Annotated in this window: 23 protein-coding genes; 5 read left to right on the top strand and 18 right to left on the bottom strand. The window is 61.4% G+C overall.

What is annotated here, in order from left to right; translation table 11 throughout:
* Positions 1-4: 4 nt before the first annotated feature.
* Positions 5-1255 carry a sarcosine oxidase subunit beta family protein gene (locus ASD32_RS19450; protein ID WP_060639706.1) on the bottom strand — a complete coding sequence of 417 codons (1251 nt, stop codon included), beginning with the start codon at positions 1253-1255 and terminating at the stop codon, positions 5-7.
* A gap of 299 nt (positions 1256-1554) precedes the next feature.
* On the opposite strand from ASD32_RS19450, the gene cysQ reads away from it, so the two are divergent.
* Entirely contained in the window at positions 1555-2331 is a 777-nt protein-coding gene (cysQ, locus tag ASD32_RS19445; protein ID WP_060639761.1) for a 3'(2'),5'-bisphosphate nucleotidase CysQ, read from the top strand.
* Positions 2332-2485: 154 nt separating this feature from the next.
* Positions 2486-3517, top strand: coding sequence for a DUF2793 domain-containing protein (locus ASD32_RS19440; RefSeq protein ID WP_060639705.1), 1032 nt, complete (start codon positions 2486-2488; stop codon positions 3515-3517).
* A 113-nt stretch (positions 3518-3630) separates the two neighbouring features.
* On the opposite strand, the gene ASD32_RS19435 is transcribed toward ASD32_RS19440, so the two are convergent.
* From ASD32_RS19435 to ASD32_RS19425, 3 genes are read right to left on the bottom strand one after another with little or no spacing between them, the layout of a single operon-like run.
* The gene (locus tag ASD32_RS19435) at positions 3631-6735 is read right to left on the bottom strand and encodes an efflux RND transporter permease subunit (protein WP_060639704.1); all 3105 of its coding nucleotides are present in this window, start codon (positions 6733-6735) and stop codon (positions 3631-3633) included.
* A complete protein-coding gene (locus ASD32_RS19430; RefSeq protein WP_060639703.1) occupies positions 6732-7811 on the bottom strand; it encodes an efflux RND transporter periplasmic adaptor subunit in 1080 nt (359 codons plus the stop codon). The genes ASD32_RS19435 and ASD32_RS19430 overlap by 4 nt, the downstream gene beginning before the upstream one ends.
* Positions 7808-8905 (bottom strand): efflux RND transporter periplasmic adaptor subunit, encoded by a 1098-nt coding sequence (locus ASD32_RS19425; protein WP_244490203.1) that lies wholly within the window; start codon positions 8903-8905, stop codon positions 7808-7810. Before ASD32_RS19425 ends, ASD32_RS19430 begins: the two co-directional genes overlap by 4 nt.
* Positions 8906-9076: 171 nt before the next feature.
* On the opposite strand from ASD32_RS19425, the gene ASD32_RS19420 reads away from it, so the two are divergent.
* A complete protein-coding gene (locus ASD32_RS19420; RefSeq protein WP_060639701.1) occupies positions 9077-9259 on the top strand; it encodes a hypothetical protein in 183 nt (60 codons plus the stop codon).
* Positions 9260-9412: 153 nt separating this feature from the next.
* Here ASD32_RS19420 and ASD32_RS19415 read toward each other — a convergent pair whose 3' ends face one another.
* Both ASD32_RS19415 and ASD32_RS19410 read right to left on the bottom strand, forming a co-directional pair.
* Entirely contained in the window at positions 9413-9796 is a 384-nt protein-coding gene (locus tag ASD32_RS19415) for a response regulator (protein WP_060639700.1), read from the bottom strand.
* A 156-nt stretch (positions 9797-9952) separates the two neighbouring features.
* Positions 9953-10708, bottom strand: coding sequence for a Crp/Fnr family transcriptional regulator (locus ASD32_RS19410; RefSeq protein ID WP_060639699.1), 756 nt, complete (start codon positions 10706-10708; stop codon positions 9953-9955).
* Between the two features lie 191 nt (positions 10709-10899).
* Between ASD32_RS19410 and ASD32_RS19405 the strand changes: the two genes are divergently transcribed.
* A complete protein-coding gene (locus ASD32_RS19405; RefSeq protein WP_060639698.1) occupies positions 10900-11766 on the top strand; it encodes an SDR family NAD(P)-dependent oxidoreductase in 867 nt (288 codons plus the stop codon).
* Positions 11767-11906: 140 nt separating this feature from the next.
* Positions 11907-13463 carry a VOC family protein gene (locus tag ASD32_RS19400; RefSeq protein WP_060639697.1) on the top strand — a complete coding sequence of 519 codons (1557 nt, stop codon included), beginning with the start codon at positions 11907-11909 and terminating at the stop codon, positions 13461-13463.
* 258 nt (positions 13464-13721) lie between these two features.
* Here the strand turns inward: ASD32_RS19400 and ASD32_RS19390 are convergent, their stop codons facing one another.
* The 12 genes from ASD32_RS19390 to ASD32_RS19335 all read right to left on the bottom strand — a co-directional run bounded on the left by ASD32_RS19390 (position 13722) and on the right by ASD32_RS19335 (position 23394).
* Complete coding sequence (locus tag ASD32_RS19390; RefSeq protein ID WP_060639695.1) at positions 13722-14279, bottom strand: NADPH-dependent FMN reductase; 558 nt, start codon at positions 14277-14279, stop codon at positions 13722-13724.
* A gap of 99 nt (positions 14280-14378) precedes the next feature.
* On the bottom strand, positions 14379-15332 hold the full coding sequence (locus ASD32_RS19385) for a ring-cleaving dioxygenase (RefSeq protein ID WP_060639694.1): 954 nt from the start codon (positions 15330-15332) through the stop codon (positions 14379-14381).
* A gap of 113 nt (positions 15333-15445) precedes the next feature.
* Complete coding sequence (locus ASD32_RS19380; protein ID WP_060639693.1) at positions 15446-15946, bottom strand: DUF3833 family protein; 501 nt, start codon at positions 15944-15946, stop codon at positions 15446-15448.
* A 117-nt stretch (positions 15947-16063) separates the two neighbouring features.
* Positions 16064-16402 (bottom strand): GFA family protein, encoded by a 339-nt coding sequence (locus tag ASD32_RS19375; protein ID WP_060639692.1) that lies wholly within the window; start codon positions 16400-16402, stop codon positions 16064-16066.
* Positions 16403-16455: 53 nt separating this feature from the next.
* Positions 16456-17232 carry a carbon-nitrogen hydrolase family protein gene (locus tag ASD32_RS19370; RefSeq protein ID WP_060639691.1) on the bottom strand — a complete coding sequence of 259 codons (777 nt, stop codon included), beginning with the start codon at positions 17230-17232 and terminating at the stop codon, positions 16456-16458.
* Positions 17229-18029, bottom strand: a complete 801-nt coding sequence (locus ASD32_RS19365) for an ABC transporter permease (protein WP_060639690.1) — start codon at positions 18027-18029, stop codon at positions 17229-17231. Before ASD32_RS19365 ends, ASD32_RS19370 begins: the two co-directional genes overlap by 4 nt.
* Positions 18026-18880, bottom strand: a complete 855-nt coding sequence (locus tag ASD32_RS19360; protein WP_060639689.1) for an ABC transporter permease — start codon at positions 18878-18880, stop codon at positions 18026-18028. The genes ASD32_RS19365 and ASD32_RS19360 overlap by 4 nt, the downstream gene beginning before the upstream one ends.
* Positions 18877-19914 carry an ABC transporter ATP-binding protein gene (locus ASD32_RS19355; protein ID WP_060639688.1) on the bottom strand — a complete coding sequence of 346 codons (1038 nt, stop codon included), beginning with the start codon at positions 19912-19914 and terminating at the stop codon, positions 18877-18879. The genes ASD32_RS19360 and ASD32_RS19355 overlap by 4 nt, the downstream gene beginning before the upstream one ends.
* 173 nt (positions 19915-20087) lie before the next feature.
* The gene (locus ASD32_RS19350) at positions 20088-21176 is read right to left on the bottom strand and encodes an ABC transporter substrate-binding protein (RefSeq protein WP_060639687.1); all 1089 of its coding nucleotides are present in this window, start codon (positions 21174-21176) and stop codon (positions 20088-20090) included.
* A gap of 94 nt (positions 21177-21270) precedes the next feature.
* Positions 21271-21918 carry an amino acid ABC transporter permease gene (locus ASD32_RS19345; RefSeq protein ID WP_060639686.1) on the bottom strand — a complete coding sequence of 216 codons (648 nt, stop codon included), beginning with the start codon at positions 21916-21918 and terminating at the stop codon, positions 21271-21273.
* Complete coding sequence (locus tag ASD32_RS19340) at positions 21915-22583, bottom strand: amino acid ABC transporter permease (RefSeq protein ID WP_060639685.1); 669 nt, start codon at positions 22581-22583, stop codon at positions 21915-21917. Before ASD32_RS19340 ends, ASD32_RS19345 begins: the two co-directional genes overlap by 4 nt.
* 4 nt (positions 22584-22587) lie before the next feature.
* Positions 22588-23394 carry a transporter substrate-binding domain-containing protein gene (locus ASD32_RS19335; protein ID WP_060639684.1) on the bottom strand — a complete coding sequence of 269 codons (807 nt, stop codon included), beginning with the start codon at positions 23392-23394 and terminating at the stop codon, positions 22588-22590.
* Positions 23395-23683 lie beyond the last annotated feature (289 nt).

Here is a 23683-nt window from a genome sequence, read left to right as displayed (position 1 = left end):
GATCTCAATGCAGGTTGGGCTGGGGACCAGCGCCGTGTTCGTCGATCGGATAACCGCGCTCGAAGCGATCGAGGCGCAGAAAACGCGCAACAGGGTGGGTCTCGTTCTTGGCGATCAGATGCGCAAAACAGTAGCCGGAGGCCGGTGTCGCCTTGAAGCCGCCGTAACACCAGCCGCAGTTCAAATAGAGATTGTCGATCGGCGTGTGGCTGATGATCGGCGAGCCGTCCATGCTCATGTCCATGACGCCGCCCCAGGAGCGCAGCACCCGCACGCGCGACAGGCCGGGGATCATCGTCACCCCCTCTTCCATCACATGCTCGACGGTCGCCAGGTTGCCGCGCTGGGCATAGGAATTATAGCCGTCGATCTCGGCGCCAAAGACCAGGCCGCCCTTGTCCGACTGGGAAATGTAGAAATGCCCGGCGCCATAAGTGATGACGTGATCGATGGCGGGCTTCAGCCCCTCGGTGACGAAGGCCTGCAGCACATGGCTTTCGATCGGCAGTTTCAGATCGGCCATCTGCCCGACGCGCGACGTATTACCGGCGGCCGCCAGCCCGAGCTTGCCGCAGCCGATGAACCCTCTCGAAGTCTCGACGCCGGTCACGACGCCGTTTTCGCGGCGAATGCCGGTGACCTCGCAATTCTGGATGAGATCGACGCCGAGCCGGTCGGCGGCGCGGGCATAGCCCCAGGCAACCGCATCGTGACGCGCCGTGCCGCCGCGCTTTTGCAACAGGCCACCCATGATCGGAAACCGGGCATGGTCGAAATTCAAAAATGGCAGCATCTTCTTCAAGGCCGCGCGGTCCAGAAGCTCGGCCGCGACGCCTTCCATCCACATGGCGTTGCCACGGCGGATATAGGCGTCGCGCTGGCCGTCATTATGGTAGAGATTGATAATGCCGCGCTGCGACAGCATGGCATTGTAGTTGAGATCCTGCTCCATGCGCTCCCAGAGCTTCATCGAGAACTCGTAGAACGGCTCATTGCCCGGCAGCATGTAATTGGAGCGCACGATCGTGGTGTTGCGGCCGACATTGCCGGACCCGAGATAGCCCTTTTCCAGGACGGCGATGTTTTTGAGGCCGAACTCCTTGGCAAGATAATAGGCCGTCGCCAGCCCATGGCCGCCGCCACCGACGATGATCACATCGTAAAACGGCTTCGGTTCCGGCTGGCGCCAGGCCGGCTTCCAGTTGACGTTGCCCGTCAGCGCGTTTTTGACGATGGAAAATGCCGAATACCGCATGCCAGTCCCGTTTAACGATCCATGTTGCAACGCACATTTGCATATGCCGGCACCAGCGCAAAGACTGCGCGGGCACAGAGGGGCCGGAATATGCTGCGCCGTGCTGTCGCAGCTCTATCCGAACGGCGCGCAAGACACAGTGCCAAATGCAGCACAGTCGAGAAAATTTCACACGCAAATCTTGCAAAGAGCGGTAAGGAATGCGGATGTATGATGCTCGCGCAGGATGTTGGCATTCAACACCGGCGCGACATCTGAAAACCATGGCCGTGGACGGCGGAAAGGCACAGGAAGCAACCATGCTCGACATTCTGGAACAGGCGGCGGTGGCTGCGGGGAAAGCGATCCTCGGCGTCTATCATGCCGGACCGGAAGTCAGCTACAAGGCCGACTGTTCCCCCGTCACCGATGCCGACGAGTGCGCCGAAAAGATCATCCTCGATGTCCTGGCATCAGCGTTCCCCGATATTCCGGTGGTCGCCGAGGAAGCCGTGGCTGCCGGCCATATTCCCGATATCCAGGGCAAATCGTTCTTTCTGGTCGATCCGCTCGACGGCACCAAGGAATTTGTCGCCCGCAACGACGACTTCACCGTCAACATCGCGCTGATCGAAAAAGGCGAGCCGGTCGTCGGCGTCGTCTATGCGCCGGCCATCGGCATCCTCTATGCCGCGACCCGCAACAAGGCCAAGAAATCCGTGGTGTCCGGCCAGCATGTGATCGGCCCGCCGACGATCATCGGCTGCCGCAGCCGTGGCGACCGGCTGGTGGCGCTGGCCAGCCGCTCGCATAACAGCCAGGAAACCATGACCTATCTGGCCGAACACGGGATCACCGACTACGAATCGATCGGCTCCTCCCTGAAATTCTGCCTTCTGGCCGAGGGTCTCGCCGATATCTATCCGCGCCTCAGCCGGACGATGGAATGGGATACGGCGGCGGGCGACGCCGTGCTGCGGGCCGCGGGCGGCGAAACCCTGACGATGGATGGCAATGCGCTGATCTACGGAAAGCGCAACCAGACATCCGACGTCGATTTCGCCAATCCGTTTTTCGTCTCGCGCGGCAAGGATTGATGTTTTCGCGCAGGCGCTGAGTGTTGCCCCCGTGAATTGACGGGCAAATGTCACCGGCATTTCCCTTTACAAACAATCGAGCTGTCCAGCGCCCGTCCCCGCTTATCGATCAACGGATACCCTTCTCCTGACCCGCAAAGGAGAACGCAACCCGATGAGCGAAGCAACCGTCAACCTGGAACTGCCCTATATCCTGCCCTCGCAGGCGCAAAAGCACGTCACCCACAATGAAGCCCTGCAGCGCCTCGACGCGCTCACCCAATTGACGATCACCGCTTCGCTGGCGACCCCGCCATCCGATCCGCAGGAGGGAACCTGTTTCCACGTCACGGCACCGGCAGCGGCGGCCTTTGCCGGAAAGGACGGCAAGCTTGCCTTGCGCCAGGATGGCGACTGGATCTTCATCACGCCGAGGGAAGGCTGGCACGGCTGGTTCATGGCTGAAGACCGGATGAAAATTCACGACGGCAGCGGCTGGATAATCTTCGACCCCATTGGAACGCCGCCCTTTTTCGGCGTTAACACCACCGCCGACAGCACCAACCGGCTGGCCGTCGCAGCCGGCGCCACATTGCTGACCCATGAGGGCAGCGGGCATCAGATCAAGGTCAACAAGGCGGCGGCGGGCGATACGGCGAGCCTGCTGTTCCAGACCAACTGGTCCGGCCGGGCGGAAATGGGGCTGACCGGCTCCGACGAATTCGCCGTGAAGGTGAGCGCCAATGGCAGCACCTGGCTATCGGCGTTGAGCATCACCGGACAGGGCCAGGTCCGCATGCCGCAGCGGCCATTGGTGCGCGCGACGCGCGGCGGCGGCGTGCTGACGCCGGCATCGGGATCGCAAACCGGCTTTTCCACCCTCAGCGTCAACCAGGGCGGCTTCACGCTCGGTGCCGCCGTTGCTGGTGGTGGCAGCCGCCTGATCGTGCCGGTCACGGGCCCCTATCTCATCTGCCTCGGCGTCGAAGCCAATCCGGCCGGCGCTTTTTCCGTGACCGTCAAGGTCAATGGCACCACCGTCATTGCCAGCATCAACGATAATGACGCAGCCTCGGCATCCTACGGCAATTGCGCCATCGGCATGGCGATCCTGACTGCCGGCAATTGGCTGGTGCTCGAGCATACCGGCACCACGCCGCTCGACTTCAACTATGACAAGACCGAGCTGACGGTGGTGATGCTGTGACGGCAACGATCATGCCGATTCATCCACGGCAAGCCAGTTTTCTACGTCCTCCCCGCCCTTGTGGCTGGGAGGACGCTGGCTAAGCCCGAACGCCATCACCCGAAACACCAATCCTAAACGGGAACGGCATCGTCCGTCGTCACGACTGGCGCCCCCTCCAGCGTCACCTCTTTGGTTTTTTCCGGCGGCTTGATGCGGAACCAGGCGAGGTAGAGCGCGGGCAGGAACAGCAGCGTCAGGACTGTGCCGACGATGATGCCGCCCATCATGGCATAGGCCATCGGCCCCCAGAAGATTTCCCGGGCGATCGGGATCAGCGCCAGACTGGCGGCAGCTGCCGTCAGCATGATCGGCCGCATCCGGTGCTCGGTCGCCTCCTGCACCGCTTCGTAGGGCGCGACACCTTCGCTGCGCAGATGCTCGATCTGCACCACCAGGATCACCGAGTTTCGGATGAGAATGCCGATCAGCGCCAGGATGCCGAGAATGGCGACGAACCCCATGGGCGAATTGCTGGACAGCAAAGCCACCACCACCCCGATCAGCGCCAGCGGCGCAACGGCAAAGACGAGGAACAACCGCGAGAAACTCTGCAGCTGGATCATCAGGATCGTTGCCATCACGAACAGCATCAGCGGCACGACAGCGGCGATCGGCGCCTGGCTCTTGCCGCTTTCCTCGACGCTGCCGCCAACCTCGATCTTGTATCCGGGCGGCAGTTTTTCCGCAAAAGCGTTCACGTCCTTGGACAGCTGCGCGACGATCGTTGCCGGCTGTGTCGCATCGACAATACCCGCCTTGACGGTCAGCGTCGGCAAGCGCGAGCGGCGCCAGACGACCGGCTGCTCCATCTCGTATCGGAAGCTGGCGACGGCGGCGAGCGGCACGGAATTGCCGTTGGTTCCCGGCAGCTGCAGATCGCGCAACAGCTCGATCGACTGCCGCTCGGACGCCTTGGCCCGGGCAACGACGTTGATGAGATAAATATCGTCACGCACCTGCGTCACGGTCGTTCCGCCGACAATGCCGTTGAGCGCAGAGGCGATATCCTGCGAGGTGACGCCCAGCTGGCGGGCCTTGTCCTGCAGGACATCGACCTTGATCACGCGCGCCGGCTCGTTCCAATCGTAGACCACATCGCCCAGCAGCGGATTGCGGCCAAGAACGCTGCCGAATTCCAGCGCTTGCTCGCGCACCTTGCCGATATCCGGACCGCTCACCCGGTATTGCACGGGACGGCCAACCGGCGGACCGATGTCGAGCAGCTTCACATAGGCATCCGTGCCGACGAAGGTTTCCTTCAGATATTTCTGCAGGTCGGCACGCAGCTTGTCGCGGACCTCCAGGCTCTTGGTGACGATGATGGTTTGGCCGAACGACGTATCCGGCGGCTGCACATCGAAGGAAAGAACGAAGCGGACTGCCCCCTGCCCCACATAGGTGGACCAGCGCTCGACATCGGGATTGCCGGCCAGCTTGTCCTGCTCGAACTTCGCCATCTGCGCATTGGTATCGGTAATCGAGGCGTTCTGCGGCAGCGACCAATCGACGATCAGCTCAAGCCGGTCCGAGGATGGGAAGAACTGCTGCTGGACATGGGTCATGCCGAACAGCGAGAGGGCAAAGACCACGACCGTCAAGCCAATGGTCGTCCATTTCCAGCGCATGCACCAGGCAAGCACGCGGGAAAAGACGCGTGCAACACGGCCTTTTTCGTCATGGTGCTGCTTCATGGTTTTGGGCAGGATGGTCACCCCGAGCAGCGGCGCAAACACCACCGCGACGATCCAGGACACAACTAGCGAAACCGCGATGACGACGAAGAGCGTGAAGGTGAATTCGCCGGCAGCGCTGTTGTTGAGGCCGACGGGAATGAAGCTGGCGACGGTGACCAGCGTGCCTGTCAGCATCGGAAACGCCGTGGACGTATAGACATAGGTCGCCGCCTTGCGCAGCGAATCGCCCGCCTCCAGCCGCGCCACCATCATTTCCACGGCAATCATCGCGTCATCGACCAGAAGTCCCAGCGCGATGATTAACGCCCCCAGCGAAATCCGCTGCAGCGATATGCCGAAATAGGACATGACGACGAAGGTGATCGCCAACGTCAGCGGGATCGACAGGGCAACGACAAGCCCTGCCCGCACGCCCAGGCTGACGAAGCTGACGAGAAGGACGATCACCACGGCCTCTGCCAGGCCCCGCGTAAAGCCCGACACCGCCTCCTCGACGATCAGCGGCTGGTCGGAGACCAGATGCACGCCGACGCCGACTGGAAGCTCCGCTTCCACCTGGCTGATCTTTTCCTCGACGTGATCGCCGAATTCCAGAAGATTGGCGCCCTGCTTCATGCCGATGGCAAGGCCGATCGCGGACTGGCCGTTATAGCGGAACAAAGCCGACGGCGGATCGGTATAGCCCCGGCTGATGGTAGCAATGTCCGTGAGGCGGAAGAACCGGTTGTTGACCTGCAGATTGACGGCCCGCAAACTGTCTTCGGACGAAAACTGGCCGTTGACGCGCACACTGACGCGCTCGCCCTCAGCCTGCACGACGCCGGAGGGTGCAATGGCATTCTGGGCCTGCAAGGTGGCGATGACTTCGTTCTGGTTGATCCCGAGCGCCGCCAGCTGCCGCGTCGAAAACTCCAGATAGATCACCTCATCCTGCGCGCCGACAATATCGACCTTGCCGACATTCGGGACGGTCAGGATCTCGCGCCGCGCCGTCTCGACATAGTCGCGCAACTGCCGCTGCGTTAGACCATCGGCGGTAAATGCGTAGATATTGCCGAACACGTCACCGAAGCGGTCGTTGAAGGACGGCCCGACCACGCCGGAGGGAAACTGCCCCTGAATATCGCCGATCATGTTGCGCACGGTCAGCCAGATCGAGGGCACATCGCGTGCTTTGGTCGTATCCTTCAGATTGACGAAAACAAGCGTCTGTCCGGGCGTGGTGATGCTGCGGGTATAATCGAGCGATTCCAGCTCCTCGAGCTTGCGCTCGATCCGCTCGGTCACCTGCAGCGTGGTCTCCTCGACCGAGGCCCCCGGCCATTGCGCCGAGATCGTCATGGTCTTGATGGTAAAGGAAGGATCCTCCTCGCGGCCAAGGCTCAGATACGAGAAGAAACCGAGCAGGCCGAAGACGATCATGAAATACCAGACCATCGATGCGTGATCGAGCGCCCAGTCCGACAGGTTGAACTTCTTCATGACTGCGCCTCGTCTTCAACTTTGATCTTCTGGCCGTCCTCAAGGCTGTGCACACCGGCCGTCACCACCCGCAGGCCGGGCTCGATGCCCGAGGTGATGACGATCCCGTTGGCAGCCTGCGCGCCGGTCACCACTTCCCGGGTCTTGACCGTCGCGCCGCCCTCATCGACAACCCAGACATAGGATTTGCCGTCACGCTCCAGGATCGCGGTTGCCGGCAGCACCAGCTGTTCGACAATGGCTTCCTTCAGCGTGGCGGTGATCGTGGTTCCCAGACGGAAGGCGGCCGGTGGATTGTCCAGCGCGATCTTGACGCGGCGCGTGCGCGTTGCCGGATCGGCTGCCGGCGCCACCTCACGCACCGTTCCGCCGACCATGATCGCCGGGTCGATCTGCAGGGACACCAGGAATGGCGTGCCCACCGGCAAGAGCGCGTTGCCATCGGGAACATCGACCACGGCATCGCGCGCATCCGGGCGGGCGACGGTGACGACAGCGGCACCGGCGGCAACCACCTGGCCGACCTCCGCGCCGGTCTGCGTCACCACACCGTCGAATGCCGCCTTGATCTGCGCATAGGAAAGCTGCTCTTCGGCCTTGGAGAGGGACGCGCGCGCCTGGACGACCGAGGCATCCGCCGCAGCACTTGCCTGTTCTGTGCTCTCAACCGAAGCCTGCGTTTCGGTGCCGATCTTGAACAGCGCCTTCGTGCGCCGCTCGACGGAAACCGCATTGGCAAGCGTCGCTTCTGCATTTGCAAGATCGGCCCGTGCCGATCCGACGGCCAGTTCAAGCGAAGTCGGATCGAGCGCCGCCAGAAGCTGGCCCTGCGTCACCGTATCGCCGGTATCGACATCGCGGGCGACGAGCAGGCCGGTCACACGCGGCCCGAAATCGGTCTGGATCTTCGGCTGCACGGTGCCCGCAAAACTGGGAGCCGGCAGCTGTTGCGCAACCACGATCTGCGACAGCACCGGACGGGCGGCCTTTTCCGCCGGTTCTTCCTTTTTCTGGCAACCGGTGAGAACGAGGAGCGTGATGGGTGCAAACAGCAGTCCGAGCAATATCCGGTTCATGGCGCCTGCTCCTTGATGACATCGACCGACTGGCCGGGACGCAGCATCTTCGCCCCTTCGACCACCACGTTCTCGCCTTTCTCAATCCCTTCGGAAATCAGCACCCGTCCCGTCTCGTAGGACGCGACCTTCACCGGCTTGCGGCTGACCGTGCCATCCTTGCCATCGACCACCCAGACGGCCGGCTGGCCATCCAGGGCAGACAGCGAAGTCCAGGGCAGGTTGATCAGTTTGGCCGGTTTCGAGCTGGCAAATCCGATCACCGGAGCGCCGAGCGTCATGCGGTCGGGCGTCGTATCCATGGCGATCTTGACGCGCACGGTTCCCGTCGCCGTATCCATGGTCGGCGAGACCTCGCTGATCACGCCTTCCGTCTTGACCGAGGGATCGCTGACCAGCGAGAGCTGAATTTTCGGCTCGGAGGGTTTTTCAAACAACAGCGATTCGTAAACGTCGAAGATCGCATCGCGCGGGCCGTCGCGCGCCACGGAAAACATCGTTTGCGCGGCCTGAACCACTTGACCCGTCTCGGCATTGCGCACGGTGATGATGCCATCGGCATCCGCCTTCAGTTCCGTGTAGGACAGCGCATCACGCGACGTGCCCAGCAGCGCCTTGGACGAATCGAGCGATCCTTGAGCCGTCTGCAAGGCCGTCTGTGCCTGATCGAAGGTTTCCTGCGTAGTGGAATTCTTCGCCAAGAGGGACTTCTGCCGCTCAAAAGCTGAGGATGCCTGACGGACCTGCGCTTCGGCTGCGCGCACCGCCGCCTCGGCCGCCTCGACATCCGCCTTCTGTTCGCTGGGATCGATCCGGGCCAGAACCTCGCCCGCCGTTACATGCGAACCGACATCCGCCAGCCATTCGGTGATCTGCCCGCTGACGCGAAAGGAGAGATTGGTCTGCACATGGGCGACGACCTCGCCGGTCAGCGTCACGGTCTGCCGGTGATCGGCGAATTCGGCGCTCTGCGTCCGCACCGCCATCTTTGCCGTTTCCCGCGGCTTGGTTTCGCCCTCGCAGGACGTCAGAACCAAGGCTGCAAGCGGCACCAGCCACCAGCCGCGCCCGGGGAATTTCCGTTGTTCACTCATCTGCGCCCGCTCATTCCGATATTCAAGCCGAACCATTTATTGTGGCCCCTCAATATACGCGGCCCGCATCCATGACAAGCGGATGGGATCGACGGAAATCATTCGTTACACGATAAGCTGATATGCCCCTCATACCGGCGACGGCCACGCAGTGACGGTCAAAGAGAAGGTATGCGGATTTTTAAGACAAGCATAGAAAAAACCGCCGGTTGCGCGCGCCAAAAAGGCGGTCCGGATGAACGCAAGGCGGGAATAGCGCTGTACCAGGATGCTGACAAACCCTGGAATGAAATTATTCGCAAGAGCCAAACCTCATCCACCCTCATCCCCGCCCTTGTGGCGGGGATCCAGTGACCCGACGTCCGTCGGGTCAAAAGACTCTTTCAACTCAAGGACTTGAGTTGGCTGGATCCCCGCCACAAGGGCGGGGATGAGGGGAATTTGCAGTTCGCGCAATGTCCCGAGTGACCTGCAGAATTGCTGAATGATGCTTTTTTCAGCAGCCTGCTACGAACCGCTGGCAACGGCAGTGGCGAGAAGCCCTGCAACCGAGCTTTCGTTGAACGGTTTGGTGATGCGGGAAATGTCGCGCAATGCCGGCGGAAAGACGAAATCATCGCCGTAACCGCTGACAAAACCGAAGGCGACGCCGCGTTCGATCAGGATGGCGGCAAAGTCGAAACTGGTTTGCGAACCCAGATTGACGTCAAGGAGGGCGAAATCGAAGGACTTCTCCGCGATCAGAGCCTCTGCCTCGGCCACATTTCCGGCAATCTCGACATAATCGACGCCGATCGACTTCAAAATGTCTTCGGCTTCCATGGCGATGATGAAATTGTCTTCCAGCACCAGCACACGTTTGATCGACACTGGAATTTCCGTGGGCGTCACCGATAGGGGTCCTGTCTGCAAATCACCCTGCGCTGGTCGAGCGCGGGCTTGAAACCGACAAGTAGGACAAGAATGCCGCGACGGCATTTAAATAAGACACGTAGCGGCGCAATTCCGCACCGGCAGCTTTGAGACCGGGATCGTTGAAATCAGCCTTCAGATGAACGGGCGATGCTGCTCGCGATAGCCTTCCCAACCCGAAATCTTCATCAATCCCTCGTCGTCGAGAATATCGCAGCCGCGATCCGCCCAGCGGATGAGCTTGCGCTCGCCGAGCTTTTTCAGCGTCTTGTTGGTATGGACGATGGACAATCCCAGCGTATCGGCAACGTGCTGCTGCGTGATCGGAATGGACACGCGTTCGCCCTTGAATAGATTGCTGGCCTTGGCGCGCTGATAGAGAAAGGCGAGCAGATAGGCTGCCCGCTCCAGCGCCGAACGCCGCCCGATGCTCAGGAGGTTTTCATCGAGAATGCGTTCCTCCTGTGCGGCAATCCAGGTGAGATCATAGGCAAGATCGGGATAGTTGCGGTAGAGCGTGCCGAGCTTGTCGCGCTCGAAGACACAGAGGGTCACCGGCGAAAGCGCCTCGACCGAATGCTGCATCTCTCCCATCAGGCTGCCCTGCAGGCCGATCAGGTCGCCCGGCATCATATAGTTCAGGATCTGCCGGCGCCCGTCATCGAGCATCTTGTAGCGGAACCCCCAGCCCGACAGCACGGTGAAGAGATGGGCGCTGTGCGATCCCTCCACCAGGATCGTGGTGCCGGCATCGACAGCCAGTTCGCCGGTCTTGAAGTTGGACACGAACTCAAGCTCCTCCGGCTGGAATTCGCGGAAATGCGGGAGTGACCGCAAGGGACATTGTTCGCATGGCGTCTGTCGGTTGTTCCGGGTTTTCGGCGCAGCCATTCGGGTCCTCTAAGCGTTGTCCGGCGGGAGACCAGGTCATTGATTCCCGCTGAAAATTAGAGCCTTTCCAGGTTCGGGCAAGAGGCGTTTCAAGCGCAAGTGTGGACTTCTCCACATCGCGCGCCTAGTTTTCCGCTCAAGCTCGGGCCGGTAAGCCCGATCATCAGCGCATGAACGAGACGGAAGAGCAAATGAATCATCCAGCCTTCGCCAATCATCACGTTGCCGTCGTCACCGGCGCCGCCTCCGGGATCGGCCTTGCCGCAGCCAAACGCTTCGCTGGCCTCGGCATGAAGGTCGTCCTGGCCGACCTGCCCGGCGAGCGGCTGGACACGGCAGCGCGCGAGACGTCGGCGCTCTCCCCGCACGGGCCCGCCAATGCCGTCGCGATCGCCACGGATGTGGCAGATATCGAATCGCTGAAGGCGCTCGAACAGGCAGCCGTCCAACATTTTGGCCGGGTGCATGTGCTGATGAACAATGCGGGTATCCAGCCCGGCAGCGCGATTTTCGGCGGCCAGGAAGCCTGGGAAAAAGTGTTCGCGGTCAATCTCTGGAGCGTGATCAACGGCGCGCGCATCTTTGCGCCCGCCATGATCGCCCATGGCCAGAGCGGGCTGATCATCAATACCGGCTCCAAGCAGGGCATCACCACCCCACCCGGCGACCCCGCCTACAATGTCGCAAAATCCGGCGTCAAAACCTTTACGGAAGCGCTTCAACATGAACTGCGCAACACCGCCGATTGCAACATCACGGCGCATCTGCTGATCCCCGGCTTCGTCTATACCGGGCTCACCGCAAACGGCCGTACGGAAAAGCCGGATGCCGCCTGGACGTCGCAGGAGACGGTCGATTTCATGATGCAAAGCTTGGAAGGCGGCGATTTCTACATTCTGTGCCCCGACAATGACGTGGCCCGTCCGACCGATGAAAAACGCATCCTTTGGGCAGCCGGCGATATCGTTGAAAACCGTCCGCCATTGTCGCGCTGGCATCCGGACTATGCCGATGCCTTCAAGGCGTTCCTGGCGAAGGACCGGCCGGATATCGCTTAGGACGGCGGCGAACGTTGGCAGTCCGCGTGTTCATGCGGTGGACAATCTGTTTCCTCAGAAGTGCTGGCTGTTTCCGCAGAAGTGCTGGCGCCGCACTCTGTTTGCTGCTTTTGTGCGGTCAAAGCAACGGATCGGAAGACATGACAAGCGGCATTCACCATATTACCCTGATCACGCGCAAAGTTCAGCCCAACGTCGATTTCTATACGGGCTTTCTCGGGCTGCGCCTCGTCAAGCGGACGGCGGGTTTCGAGGACGCAGCACAGTTGCATCTGATCTACGGCGACGAGACCGGATCACCGGGATCGCTGGTGACATTTCTCGTCTGGGAGGACGGCGCGCCCGGCCGTGTCGGACATGGCCAGCCCAGCGAGATCGCCTTTGCCATCGCCCCGGACAGCCTCGGTTTCTGGCTCACCCGGGCGCTTCGCTACAATGTGACGGCAACCGGACCGACGCATGAATTCGGCGAGCCGGTCATCCGGCTGAAGGATCCGGATGGCGTTATCGTCAAGCTTGTGGGCAGCGAGGCCGTGACCGGCCCTGCCCTGCATGTCACATCCGATATTCCGCAGCAGGACGCAATCCGGCGGCTGCGCGGCGCAACGATCCTGACGGCGACGCCCGATGGCACCGCCGCGTTTGTCGCCCGCCATTTCGGCTATGCCGAGGCTGACAGGACCGACGCGATCCGGCGCCTTGTCTCAGATTCCGGTGATATCATCGATGTGCGCGATGCCGGCGGCTTCTGGACGGCGGCGCCCGGCACCGGCACGATCGACCATATCGCCTTTCGCGCCGGAAGCGAGGATGCGGTGAAGGCCTTGCGCGTGCAGCTCGAGGCCGAGGATGCCGGTGAAATCAACGCCCATGACCGCAAATATTTCTATTCGCTCTATGTTCGCGAGCCCGGCGGAACGCTGTTCGAATTCGCCACCGATGCGCCGGGCATGACGGTGGACGAAAGCCTGCAGACGCTCGGAACCAAACTGTTCGTGCCCGAACATTTCGGCGGAAATCAACAGGACAGCCTTGTAATGCTGCCGCAGTTCGGACTGCCCGGCGAGGAGCGCTTCACCGAGCGCGACCTGCCGTTCATCCACCGCCTGCACCAGGCGGATCATCCCGATGGCACGACCTTGGTGCTGTTGCACGGCAGCGGCGCCAACGAAACCAGCCTGTTGCCGCTTGGCCGCCGGATTGCCCCGAACGCGCTGCTTCTCAGCCTCAGAGGCCGCAGCACCGAGGAAGGCCACCCGCGCTTCTTCCGCAGGCTGACGCCCTTCACCTTCGACCAGAAGGACATCGCCTCGGAAGTCGAAGCGTTCGTCGCGATGATCGATGGAGCCGTCTCAGCCTATGGCCTCGATCGCAAAAAGATGGTGTTCGTCGGCTATTCCAACGGCGCCAACATGCTGATCGCCACCATGCTGCTGCACCCCGGACTGATCCATAAGGCAGCCCTTCTGCGCATGATGAACCCGCTCGACACGGTGCCGCACGCGGATCTTTCCGGCACCGAAATCCTGACGGTGACCGGCAAGACCGATGGCTATTCCCGCTACGCCGCGCCGCTGGAGGACGTCCTGCGCAAGGCGGGCGCGACGCTCACGACCGTCACGCTGAAGGCCGGCCACGAGATCGGCCCGATGGATGCTGAGGCCGTTCGCGATTGGCTGGAATTGCCCGGGAACTGATGCCCCTTGTAAAGGCCAGCGCCGATCCCTGAAATAATGATCTGCGAGAGCGATACCCCACTCTCCGTCATCCTCGCCCCTGTGGCGGGGATCCAGCGACCCGACGTCCGTCGGGTCAAAAGACCCTTTCAGCTCAAGGACTTGAGCTGGCTGGATGCCCGCCACACGGGCGGGCATGACGGAAGAAATGAAGGCTTTAAACGATCAAAAAAAGCAAATATGTTAGCCTTCAGCGAGGATTGATGTTCCCGCGAAACCTTATGCCGGTTTCGCAGCCACATAGGCCGCAAAAGCCTCGACAAACCCTTTCAGCCTTGCCGTGGCCTCTTCGTCGGTCAGTTGGCCGTCCTTGTCGAACAGCGACCCCGCCTTCGGCAGCATCAGCCGCTTGCCCGACCAGAGGTCGGCGCCGAGCGTGCGCAGCACCGGCAACCAGGCATTCTGGCTGAGCAGCGTTCCGAACGGCCCGGGCGATGTCCCGGCAAGGGCAAAGGCGCGTCCGGCAAAGATGTTGGGCGCACCCGTCATCGACGAACTCGCCCAGTCGATGGCGTTCTTGAAGACACCGGGAATGGAATTGTTATATTCCGGCGTGAACAGGATGACGCCATCGGCAGCGGCAATCTGGTCCTTCAACGCTTGCACTGCCTGCGGTACGCCTTCGCGCTCGATATCGGCATTATAGAGCGGAATGCCCTCGATCGTGCCGGATGCAAACGTCACACCCTCGGGCGCAAGCGGGATGGCCGCTTTCAAGAGAGCGGTGTTGAACGAGCCCTTTCGCAGGCTTCCGGAAATGCCGATCAGTTTTGTCATGCGCACGATTCCTTTTTACTCTTGCCGGAAGCATGCTGCGAAACCGGCAAAAGTACAGACACAAAAGCCGGGAATATGGCTCCCGGCTTATTGACGATATCAAATCAACGGCTTGAGCCGGGCCTCGATCTGGGAGCGCTTGTGCTCCAGGAAGGGCGGCAGCGACAGTCCCTCGCCCATGGTCTCCATCGGCTCGTCCACGGCAAAACCGGGTCCGTCGGTGGCGATTTCGAACAGGATGCCGTTCGGCTCGCGGAAATAGAGCGACCGGAAATAAAACCGTTCGACCTCACCGCTCGACGGCAGGCGGAACTCCTGCAGCCGTTCGGTCCATGCGTGCAGCGCAGCCTCATCCGGCGCGCGGAACGCGACATGATGAACGGCACCGGCACCCTGGCGGGCGGTCGGCAGGCCGGGCTGAACGGCTACATGCAGTTCGGCGGCCGGTCCACCCTCACCCATGGAGAACACATGCACCTCGCCCTTGCCATCCGGTGACGGATATTGGCGCTGTCTGGTCATGTTCATCACCTGCTCGAGAACCAGCTGCGTATTGGTAATATCCGGAACGCTCATGGTGATGGGGCCAAGCCCCTTGATCTGGTGCTCGGCGGGAACCGGGCTGCGGTCCCAGGGATGCGACGGCGCAAGGCCGCCATCGTCGATCAGCCGGAACCGTTGGCCCTCGCCATCTTCGAAATCAAGCGACAGGCGGCCGTCGATCTCGCCGATATCTTCGGACGCGATGCTCAGTTCGCCGAACCTAGCCTTCCACCATTCGATGCTCTCCGGGCTGCCGACACGAAGCCCGGTGCGCGAAACACTATGGGTGCCACGGGTCTCGCGGTTGACCGGCCAGTCGAAAAAAGTCAGGTCCGTTCCCGGCGTCGCCTCGCCGTCGGCATAAAAAAGGTGATAGGCGGTTGTATCGTCCTGGTTCACGGTCTTCTTGACCAGCCGCATGCCGAGGACTTGCGTGTAGAAACGCAGGTTTTCCTTGGCGTTCGCGGTGATCGCGGTCAGATGATGAATTCCGGTCAGTTGCAAGCTCATGGCTCTCGCCTCCATTCGTGACTGTGTGAAGGCAATATCGGCCTGCGCGCCCGTTTAATAAAGAGGCCCGGCACGGACAGATTGTTCACCATTCATGAACGAACCCAGAGCGTTTAGCGCTTGAAATCGACCTTCACACGCGCCACCGGGAAGATATATTTCCAGACGGTCGCGGTATTGGCGATCGTGGCGCCATCCCCGGCCAGAACCATCTTGTCGTAGAAACGCACGACATTCTTCTTAGGGCCTGGATCGAGATCAACGAGATAGGTAAAGCGCGCCGTGTTGCCATCGACACGCACTGTCGTCTTGCCGATCACGTCCTCTCGCGTTCCGGAATAGCTCGAAGGCCCCGTGCGAACGAAACGCCAGGTCTTGCGGTCTTTTTCACCGTCGGAATAGACGAAATCCTCCCGCACGGTCAGCACGTCGCCACGCAGCCTGCCGGTCAGTACGACGTCGAACTGGCGGTTGACGCCGTTGATGGCGGAAAAGGAACCCGTCGCGGTGGTTTTTCCGCGAAAGAACGTTTCCATCATCGTATCCTTGGCAAAGGCCGGCAATGGAGCGGATAGAAGGGCAAGAGCGGTCAGCGAAAACAGGATGCGTTTCATGTCTTTCTCCTCTGTTGAGAAGAATACGGACGGAAAGCACCGATGGTTTCCGCAACCGATGCCGATTCCATGTTTTCATCGCTTTGGCAGGCTGGTGACGTCTGAAGATGAAGCGCTTTAGACCGAGGAATCCTCTTCCACAATCAGCGTGATTGCGCGGAGATCAAAGCCATCGAGCATGCGCGCGTTGATGCCGCATTCGGGGTAATCACCGCGCGGCATCCAGGCCATCACGCAACCACACTGGTGGCAGCGGTGAAAGTCGATATGCTGTCTGCCCCAGCGGTAAATATCCGTCGGGCCGCTCAACTGGACGTCGCCCGTCTGGTAATACGCCCAGAGCGGTGCGTAGCGGCGGCAGATCGAGCAATGGCACTCGGTTACCTCAGCGGGCGCTGAGATCACCGACACCTGAACCTCACCGCAATGACAGCGGCCCGTTACCCTTCCGGTCATGGCGGCTCCTCAACACGCGCAATGAAGCACCCTACCATCCGCACCGTTGCTGGTCACGCCCGCCTGTCGGCCAGATAGGTATTCTCGCTTCTGGACACCTTGAAGGCGGCCGGATCGAGCACTGCCACCATCAGCACTTCGCCCTGAGGTGCTGCGCTGGCAAGCAAAGTGCCATCGGGTGCTGCCACCCGCGACGATCCGGCAAAGCTGAAGCGCTCGTCAGCGCCGCAATGGTTGATATAGGCGACGAAAACCTGGTTTTCGAAAGCGCGGGTCTGGATCATGTGATCGGCAATGAACGTGCCGGAATAGCCGGCAGGCAGCGCCGTCGGCACCAGAACCGCATCGGCGCCCGCAAGCGCCAGGCGCCGGACATTTTCCGGGAATTCGACATCGTAGCAGATCAGCATGCCGCATCTGACGCCGCGGTGATCAAACAACACCGTGCCCGGCGCGGCAGCGGTAAACAGCCCCCGCTCGTAATCGCCGTAAAGATTGGATTTCCGGTAGATGACGGGTGCGGCCGCACCATCGGCATAGACGCAACTGTTGAAGACGGTGTCTTCGGCCTTTTCGGCAAAACCGGCGATGATGGCAATGCCAAGCTTAACCGAAATCGCCTGCAGTTGCCGCACCAGCGGCCCGTCGGCAGGCTCCGCCAGTTCGCTGATGACATCGCCGGCGCCATAGCCGCTCAGCCCGAGTTCCGGCGTGATCAAGAGGCTCGCACCCTTGGCCGCAGCCTCCCGTGCCGCCTCTTCGATGCGGGCGAGATTGGCGGTGGTATCGCCGCTTTTCGATTTCATCTGCAAGGCGGCGAGCGTGATCATGTGTCGTCCGATGACATGGCGCCGAGCAGCTTGGGCAGATCGCCAAACCGCGCGACAAGGGAGAAGATGACCGCCGCCGTTGCGACGAACAGGATGGTGACCGATGCCATGGTCGGCGTATAGCCATAGCGCAGCGCGTTGAAGATCTTGATCGGCAGTGTTTCCATGGTGAAGCCGACGGTCATATAGGCAACGATATATTCGTTGAGCGACAGCACGAAGGCAAATGCATAGCCCGAAACGATATAGGGCAGGATCAGCGGCAGCACGACGGTGCGGAAGATCGTCCGGTCATCGGCGCCCATGGTCGCCGCAGCCTCGACCAGCGAGCGGTCGATCGCGGTAAAGCCGAGCGACAGCGTCACCAGCGGCAGCGTCACGAAAAAGATCGCGTGGCTGACAACGGCGGTCCAGGGCTGGCCATAGAAACCGGTCGTTGCCCAGAAGGTCAAAAGGCCAAGCGCCGTGATGACAGGCGGCAGCGTGAACGGCGCGATGCCGAGAAGCTGGAAAATATTGGCCCAGGGCGCAATCCGCCGCCACAGGAACCAGGCAAGCGGCAGCGCGATGGCAACCGCCAGGGCGGCCGACAGGACCGCAAGCGTCAGCGAGGCAAACAGCGCATTGCGCCATTCCGGATTGAGGAAAATCTCGCCGTACCAGGAGAGCGAAAACCCCTTGGGCGGAAAGGCGAGCGTCTGCCGGGCATTCACTGACACGCCGGCAACGACGATCATCGGCGCAGCCAGGAACAGGCCGATCAGGAAGAAATAGACTTTGCTCAGCGCCCCCGTCATGCCGCTTCTCCCTTGCGTCCGGCAAGCACGGTCAGAGCGACCAGCCCCAGCGTCACCAGCACCAGAAACACCGCCATTGCTGCGGCAAACGGCATGTTCGACTGGTAGATCGCCTGGTCGGTGATCAGCACCGACAGCGTCCAGTGCTGCGGCCGGCCGAGCAGCTGTGGCAGGAGATAGGAGCCGAGCGCGAAGATGAACACCATGATCAGCGTCGCCGTAATCGTGTTGCGAAGGGCCGGAATGACGACCGTGAAGAACGCCTTGACAGGCGATGCGCCGAGCGTTCTCGCCGCTTCGGTGAGTGTTGGATCAAGCCGCACCAGTGCGGGATAAAGCACGAGGACCGTGTAGGGAAAGGCCTGGTAGACCATGCCGGTCAGCACCGCGCCGAAGCTCGGCAACAGCGCCTTGGCCTCGCTCATGATACCGGCCATGACCAGAAGATTGGTGATCCCGGCCGTGCGCGAAAACAGCGTTGACCAGGCAAAACCGATAATGACCTCGGACAGCGACAGAACCGACAGCAGCGCCACCAGCCAGATGATCTGCACCTTCCGGGTCATGCGGGTCAGGAGATAGGTGAAGGGAACGGCGAGCACAACGCAGCAGATCGCCACCGTGACCGCGAGCATCAGGGAGAAGCCCAGCACGTTGGCAAAGAACAGGCTGAGGAAGCGCTGGTAATTGGCGAGCTCGAACGCCGGTACGTAGAAGCCGCCCTGTTGGCGCTGGAAGAAGGAGACGGCGATCATCGTCGCAAACGGCACGACGAAGAAGACGATGAGCATCATCGCCGGAAAGAACAGCGGTCCGTAATCGCCGAGTTTTTGCGGGGCTTCGCGTCTCATTTGGCCAGCACCACGCAAACATCGGGAAGCAGCACCACGCCGACCGGCTGACCGACGGTGACATCCGGCCGGGCGCGCGGCGTCGAGACCGCAACGATCTGGCGGCCGGCGATATCGACGAAGGTTTCGATCGTGCCGCCAAGGTCGCGCACGAAGGTGACGGTGCCGGACAGCGCGCCATCGCCAGGCGCCGTCAGATGCACGTCTTCCGGCCGGATCGACAGCGTTGCCTTGCTGGTAGCGGCACCGAGAGACAAGCCGGACACCGGCTGGCCGAGCACGGTGACGCGGCCGGCGCTATCGGCTTCGGCCTCGAGCAGATTGGTCGAGCCGATGAAATCGGCAACAAACGTATCGGCCGGGCGGCGGTAGATCTCGATCGGCGACGCGGCCTGGCGGATTTCGCCGCCCTTCATGACGACGACCGTATCGGCCATGGTCATCGCCTCGCGCTGGTCATGGGTGACCACGATGGTGGTGATGCCGAGCTGCTGCTGCAGCTGGCGTAATTCCACCTGCATCGCCTCGCGCAATTTCGCGTCGAGCGCCGAGAGCGGCTCGTCGAGCAGGAACAGTTTCGGCGAGATCGCCAGCGCCCGGGCAATCGCCACGCGCTGCCGCTGGCCGCCGGACAGTTTCGACACCGGCCGGTCGGAATAGCCGCTCAGATGGATCATCGACAGGAGTTCATCGACCCGCTTCTTCTGATCCTCCTTCGGTGCGCCGCGAATGCGCAAGGGATAGGCGATGTTTTCACCGACCGTCAGATGCGGAAACAGCGCCAGCGACTGGAACACCATGCCGAGATTGCGCTTGTGGGTGGGAACATGGGTGATGTCCTCGCCATCAAGCCGGATCGCACCGCCAGTCGGCAGGTCGAGCCCGGCGATCATCCTGAGCAGCGTGGTCTTGCCGCAACCGGACGGTCCCAGCATGCAGACAAACGTACCATGCGGCACCGTCAGCTCGACATTGTTGACCGCAGTGAAAGTCCCGAATTCCTTCGTGACATTGTTGAGGACGAGGCCTGACATCGTGTTCCTGTCTTTTCGCATCATGCGGAAATCGTATCTTCAGTCACCGCGCAGGACCCATGAAGGTCGTGGCGCAGCGCAGCTGCGGGTGGGGGTGATCCCTTGTTTGGCGCAAAAGGTCACCCCACCCCGGCACTGCGTGCCGACCCTCCCCCTCAAGGGGAGGGTAGAAATCAACCGACGATCAGTTCCGTCCATTTCTGGTTCAGCCAGTCCGACTTCGTCTGGTAGAGATCGTAGCGCGGAATGATCGGTTCGATATCGGAGGAGACGGCGGAAAATTCCGCGTCCGTAAGGTCCGTCAGCTCGCGCTTGACCGTCGGCGAGGTGCCGACCTTGCGCGACAGGATTGCCTGGATCGACGGCTGGCTCATGTAGTTGATGAATTCATGGGCCTCATCGACCTTCGTCGATGCGCGCGACAGCGCCCAGCAACCACTGTCCTGAATGCCGCCTTCCTTGGGGAAGGTCGAGCGGACGGGATTGCCGTCGGCAGCGGCAAGGCCGGTGACGTCGTGGTAATACTGGCCCATCGGGATTTCGCCAGATTTCAGCGCCTGTTCGAACTGGGCTTCGTCACGGTACCACAGGCGCACGTTCGGCTTGACTTCGGCCAGCTTGTCGAAGGCCTTCTGGACGCCCTCTTCCGTATCCAGCGCATTGGTGCCGCCAAAGAAGGTCTTGGCTGTCACTTCGAGCAGGAAGGAATTGGACACCAGCGCCAGGAGACCGAGCTTGTCGGCATTTGCCGGATCCCAGAACGCCTGCCAGGATGTCGGGGCTTCCTTGTAGACGTCGGTATTGGTAACGAGCGTGATGTACCAGGACACGGCACCGATGCCGGCGACGCGGCCGTCCGGATACTTGTTGACGAACCGCTCGATGAGGTTTGCGCCATTGGGGATCTTCGCCATGTCGAGCGGCGCCCAAAGGTCGGTCGCCTGCCCCTTCAACATCGCCACCTGCGACATCATCGACACGTCGGCCGGAGCCTGGCCTGCCTTGGCGGCCTGATCGAGCTGCACCAGCCAGGCTTCGCCGGTCGGCTCCGCGATCGCCTCGACGGCAATGCCAGTCGCCTTGGTGAAATCCGGGAAGATGTTCTTGTCGAAGGAATCCTTGAAGTAGCCGCCATAGACGCCGACCTTCAGCGACTTTTCCTGCGCGCGCAGGATGGACGGCATGGCCAGCATCGATGCACCGGCAAGGCCGGCACCGAGCACGGCGCGGCGGCCGATCGTCTGTTTGAGAAAGTCTGTCATCCTAGTTCTCCTGTTCTATGCCGGTGCCGTCTTTGTGGCTTCCGGTCTGTTCCCAATTTTTGGTCCGGCTTGCAAGCCCCGGACCACGGATTGATCAGTGTTTTAGCGCGCGAAGCTCCAGCATCTTGGCGTAGCGCGTCAGCGGAAAACACAAGGCGAAATAGATCAGCGCCACGAAGCCATAGACCTTGAACGGCTCGAAGGTCGCATTGTTGATCGCATTCGAGGTCCTGACCAGTTCCTCAAATCCGATGATCGATGTCAAGGCCGTGCTCTTGATCAGTTGCACCAGAAAGCCGACCGTCGGCGCCCGCGTCATCGCAAAGGCCTGCGGCAGGACGATCAGCCGCAACTGCTTGAGATAATGCAATCCCAGGCTGCTGCCGGCATCCCATTGCCCAAGCGGCACCGCCTGCACGCCGCCGCGCCAGATTTCCGCCAGAAACGCGCTGGCGCACAGCGTCAGGCCCAGTACCGCAGCCGTCCAGGGCTCGATGCGCAGGCCGATCAGCGGCAGGCCGAAGAACAGCAGAAACAGCTGCATCAACAGCGGCGTGCCCTGAAACAGGCCGATATAATATTCGGCAAAGCGCTGCACCCAGCGCCGCTTGGAAATGCGCATGAACAGGATGACAAGGCCGACGATCGTGCCGCCCACGAAGGCGACGGCCGACAGAAGGATGGTCCAGCGCGCCGCCAGAAGCAAATTGCGGATGATGTCCCAAAGGGTGAATTCGATCACGACACGCCTCCCGCCAGAAAGCGGTTGCCGCCGGCGACGAGCAAGCGGCGCAGGCCGATGCTCATGGCAAGATAGACGAGCGTCACGATGAAATAGGTCTCGAAGGCCCGGAACGTTCGGGCCTGCAGGAGATCTGCCTCATAGGTGAGCTCGCGCACGGCGATCTGCGAGACGACGGCCGATTCCAGCATCATGATGACGATCTGGCTGGTCAGCGCCGGGAAGATCACCTTCAGCGCCTGCGGCAGCACGATCTTGATAAACACCAGGCGGGGCCGCAGGCCAAGCGCAAGCGCCGCCTCCTTCTGTCCCTTGGGCACCGCATCGAGACCGGCGCCAACGATCTCCGTCGTATAGGCCGTCATGTTCAGAGTCATCGCCAGGATCGCAGCCACCACCGGATCGAGGCGGATGCCGAGGCTGGGCAGCCCAAAGAAGATGAAGAACAGCTGCACCAGAAACGGCGTGTTGCGGATAAGCTCGACATAAGCGGCAATCGCGCGGCGCAACAGAGCGTAGCGGCTGCGCCGCGCTGCTGCACCCAGAACACTGAGCACGATGCCGGCAACAGCCGACACCGCGATCAGGAACATCGTCATGGCCGCACCGCTTGCGATCAGGGAGACCGCATCGCTCAGCCAGCCGAAGTCGAGCACATAGCCCAAAGGATCAATCCTTCAGGTTTTCAGGATTGAGCGGCACTTTCAGCCAGGCTTGCGAACTCGCATCCAGCTTGCCATCGGCCAGCATCTTGGCAACGGCATCGTTGACCGCCGCCTTCAGCCGGTCTTCGCCCTTGTTCAGCGCGAGATGCGAAGGCGAGGTCATGAGCTGGAATTTCTGTTCCGGCTTCAAGGCTTCCTGACGGGCCAGAACCTGGGCGCCGACATCATTGCCGACAACCATCAGTTCCGTCTGGCCGGATATGAACGCCTGGATCACCGAGTTGTAGTTGTCGAAACGCTTGATATCGGCATCCTTGGGGGCGGCTTCCGTCAGCGAGGTGTCTTCCAGCGTGCCGCGGTTGACGGCGATGGACTTGCCGGAAAGGTCTTCCTTGCCTTTGACGTCCATGGCGGCCGGGCCGATGACGGCGATGTAGTAGGGCGCGTAGGCTGCGGCGAAATCGATGACTTCGGCGCGCTCCTTGCTGTAGCCGACGCTGACAAGCAGATCGACGCGCTTTTCAGTGAGATACGGGATGCGGTTCTGACCGGTGACCGGCACCGGAACCAGCTTCACCTTCAGGCTATCGGCAATATATTGCGCAACGTCGATGTCATAGCCCTTCAGGCTCATGTCGGCGCTGGCAGACGAAAAGGGCGGAAAATCGGCAAACACGCCGACATTCAGCACGCCCGCCTTGGTGATGTCGTCGATCGCATCGGCATTGGCGGCGGATGCGAAACCGAGCACGGCACAGCTCAGCATCAGCGCGGCGGTAAGACCGGATTTAAAGGTTGAGAGTGTGGTCATGGTATTCCCCTTTGTGATTTTTGTTTGTGGCAGGCACGGTATTCGGATTGGGGACGTGCCCCTCACCCTAACCCTCTCCCCGTAAACGGGGAGAGGGGACGATCGAATTTGCCGTTAGCTCCCCAAAACTGCCCGGAGCAACGGAGTTTGCCGCGTATCCCTTCTCCCCCGCAGGGAGAAGTGCCGAGCGCAGGCGAGGCGATGAGGGGGCGGTCGGCAGTTCGGAGCGTTCGGCCCCCTCATCCGCCCTTCGGGCACCTTCTCCCCGCTGGGGAGAAGAGAAAATGCC

This window comes from Rhizobium sp. Root483D2, assembly GCF_001426685.1.
In the GTDB taxonomy this organism is placed as follows: Bacteria; Pseudomonadota; Alphaproteobacteria; order Rhizobiales; family Rhizobiaceae; genus Pararhizobium; species Pararhizobium qamdonense.
Note: the sequence above shows the minus strand (reverse complement) of the source record. Positions and strands in the feature narration are given on the sequence as shown.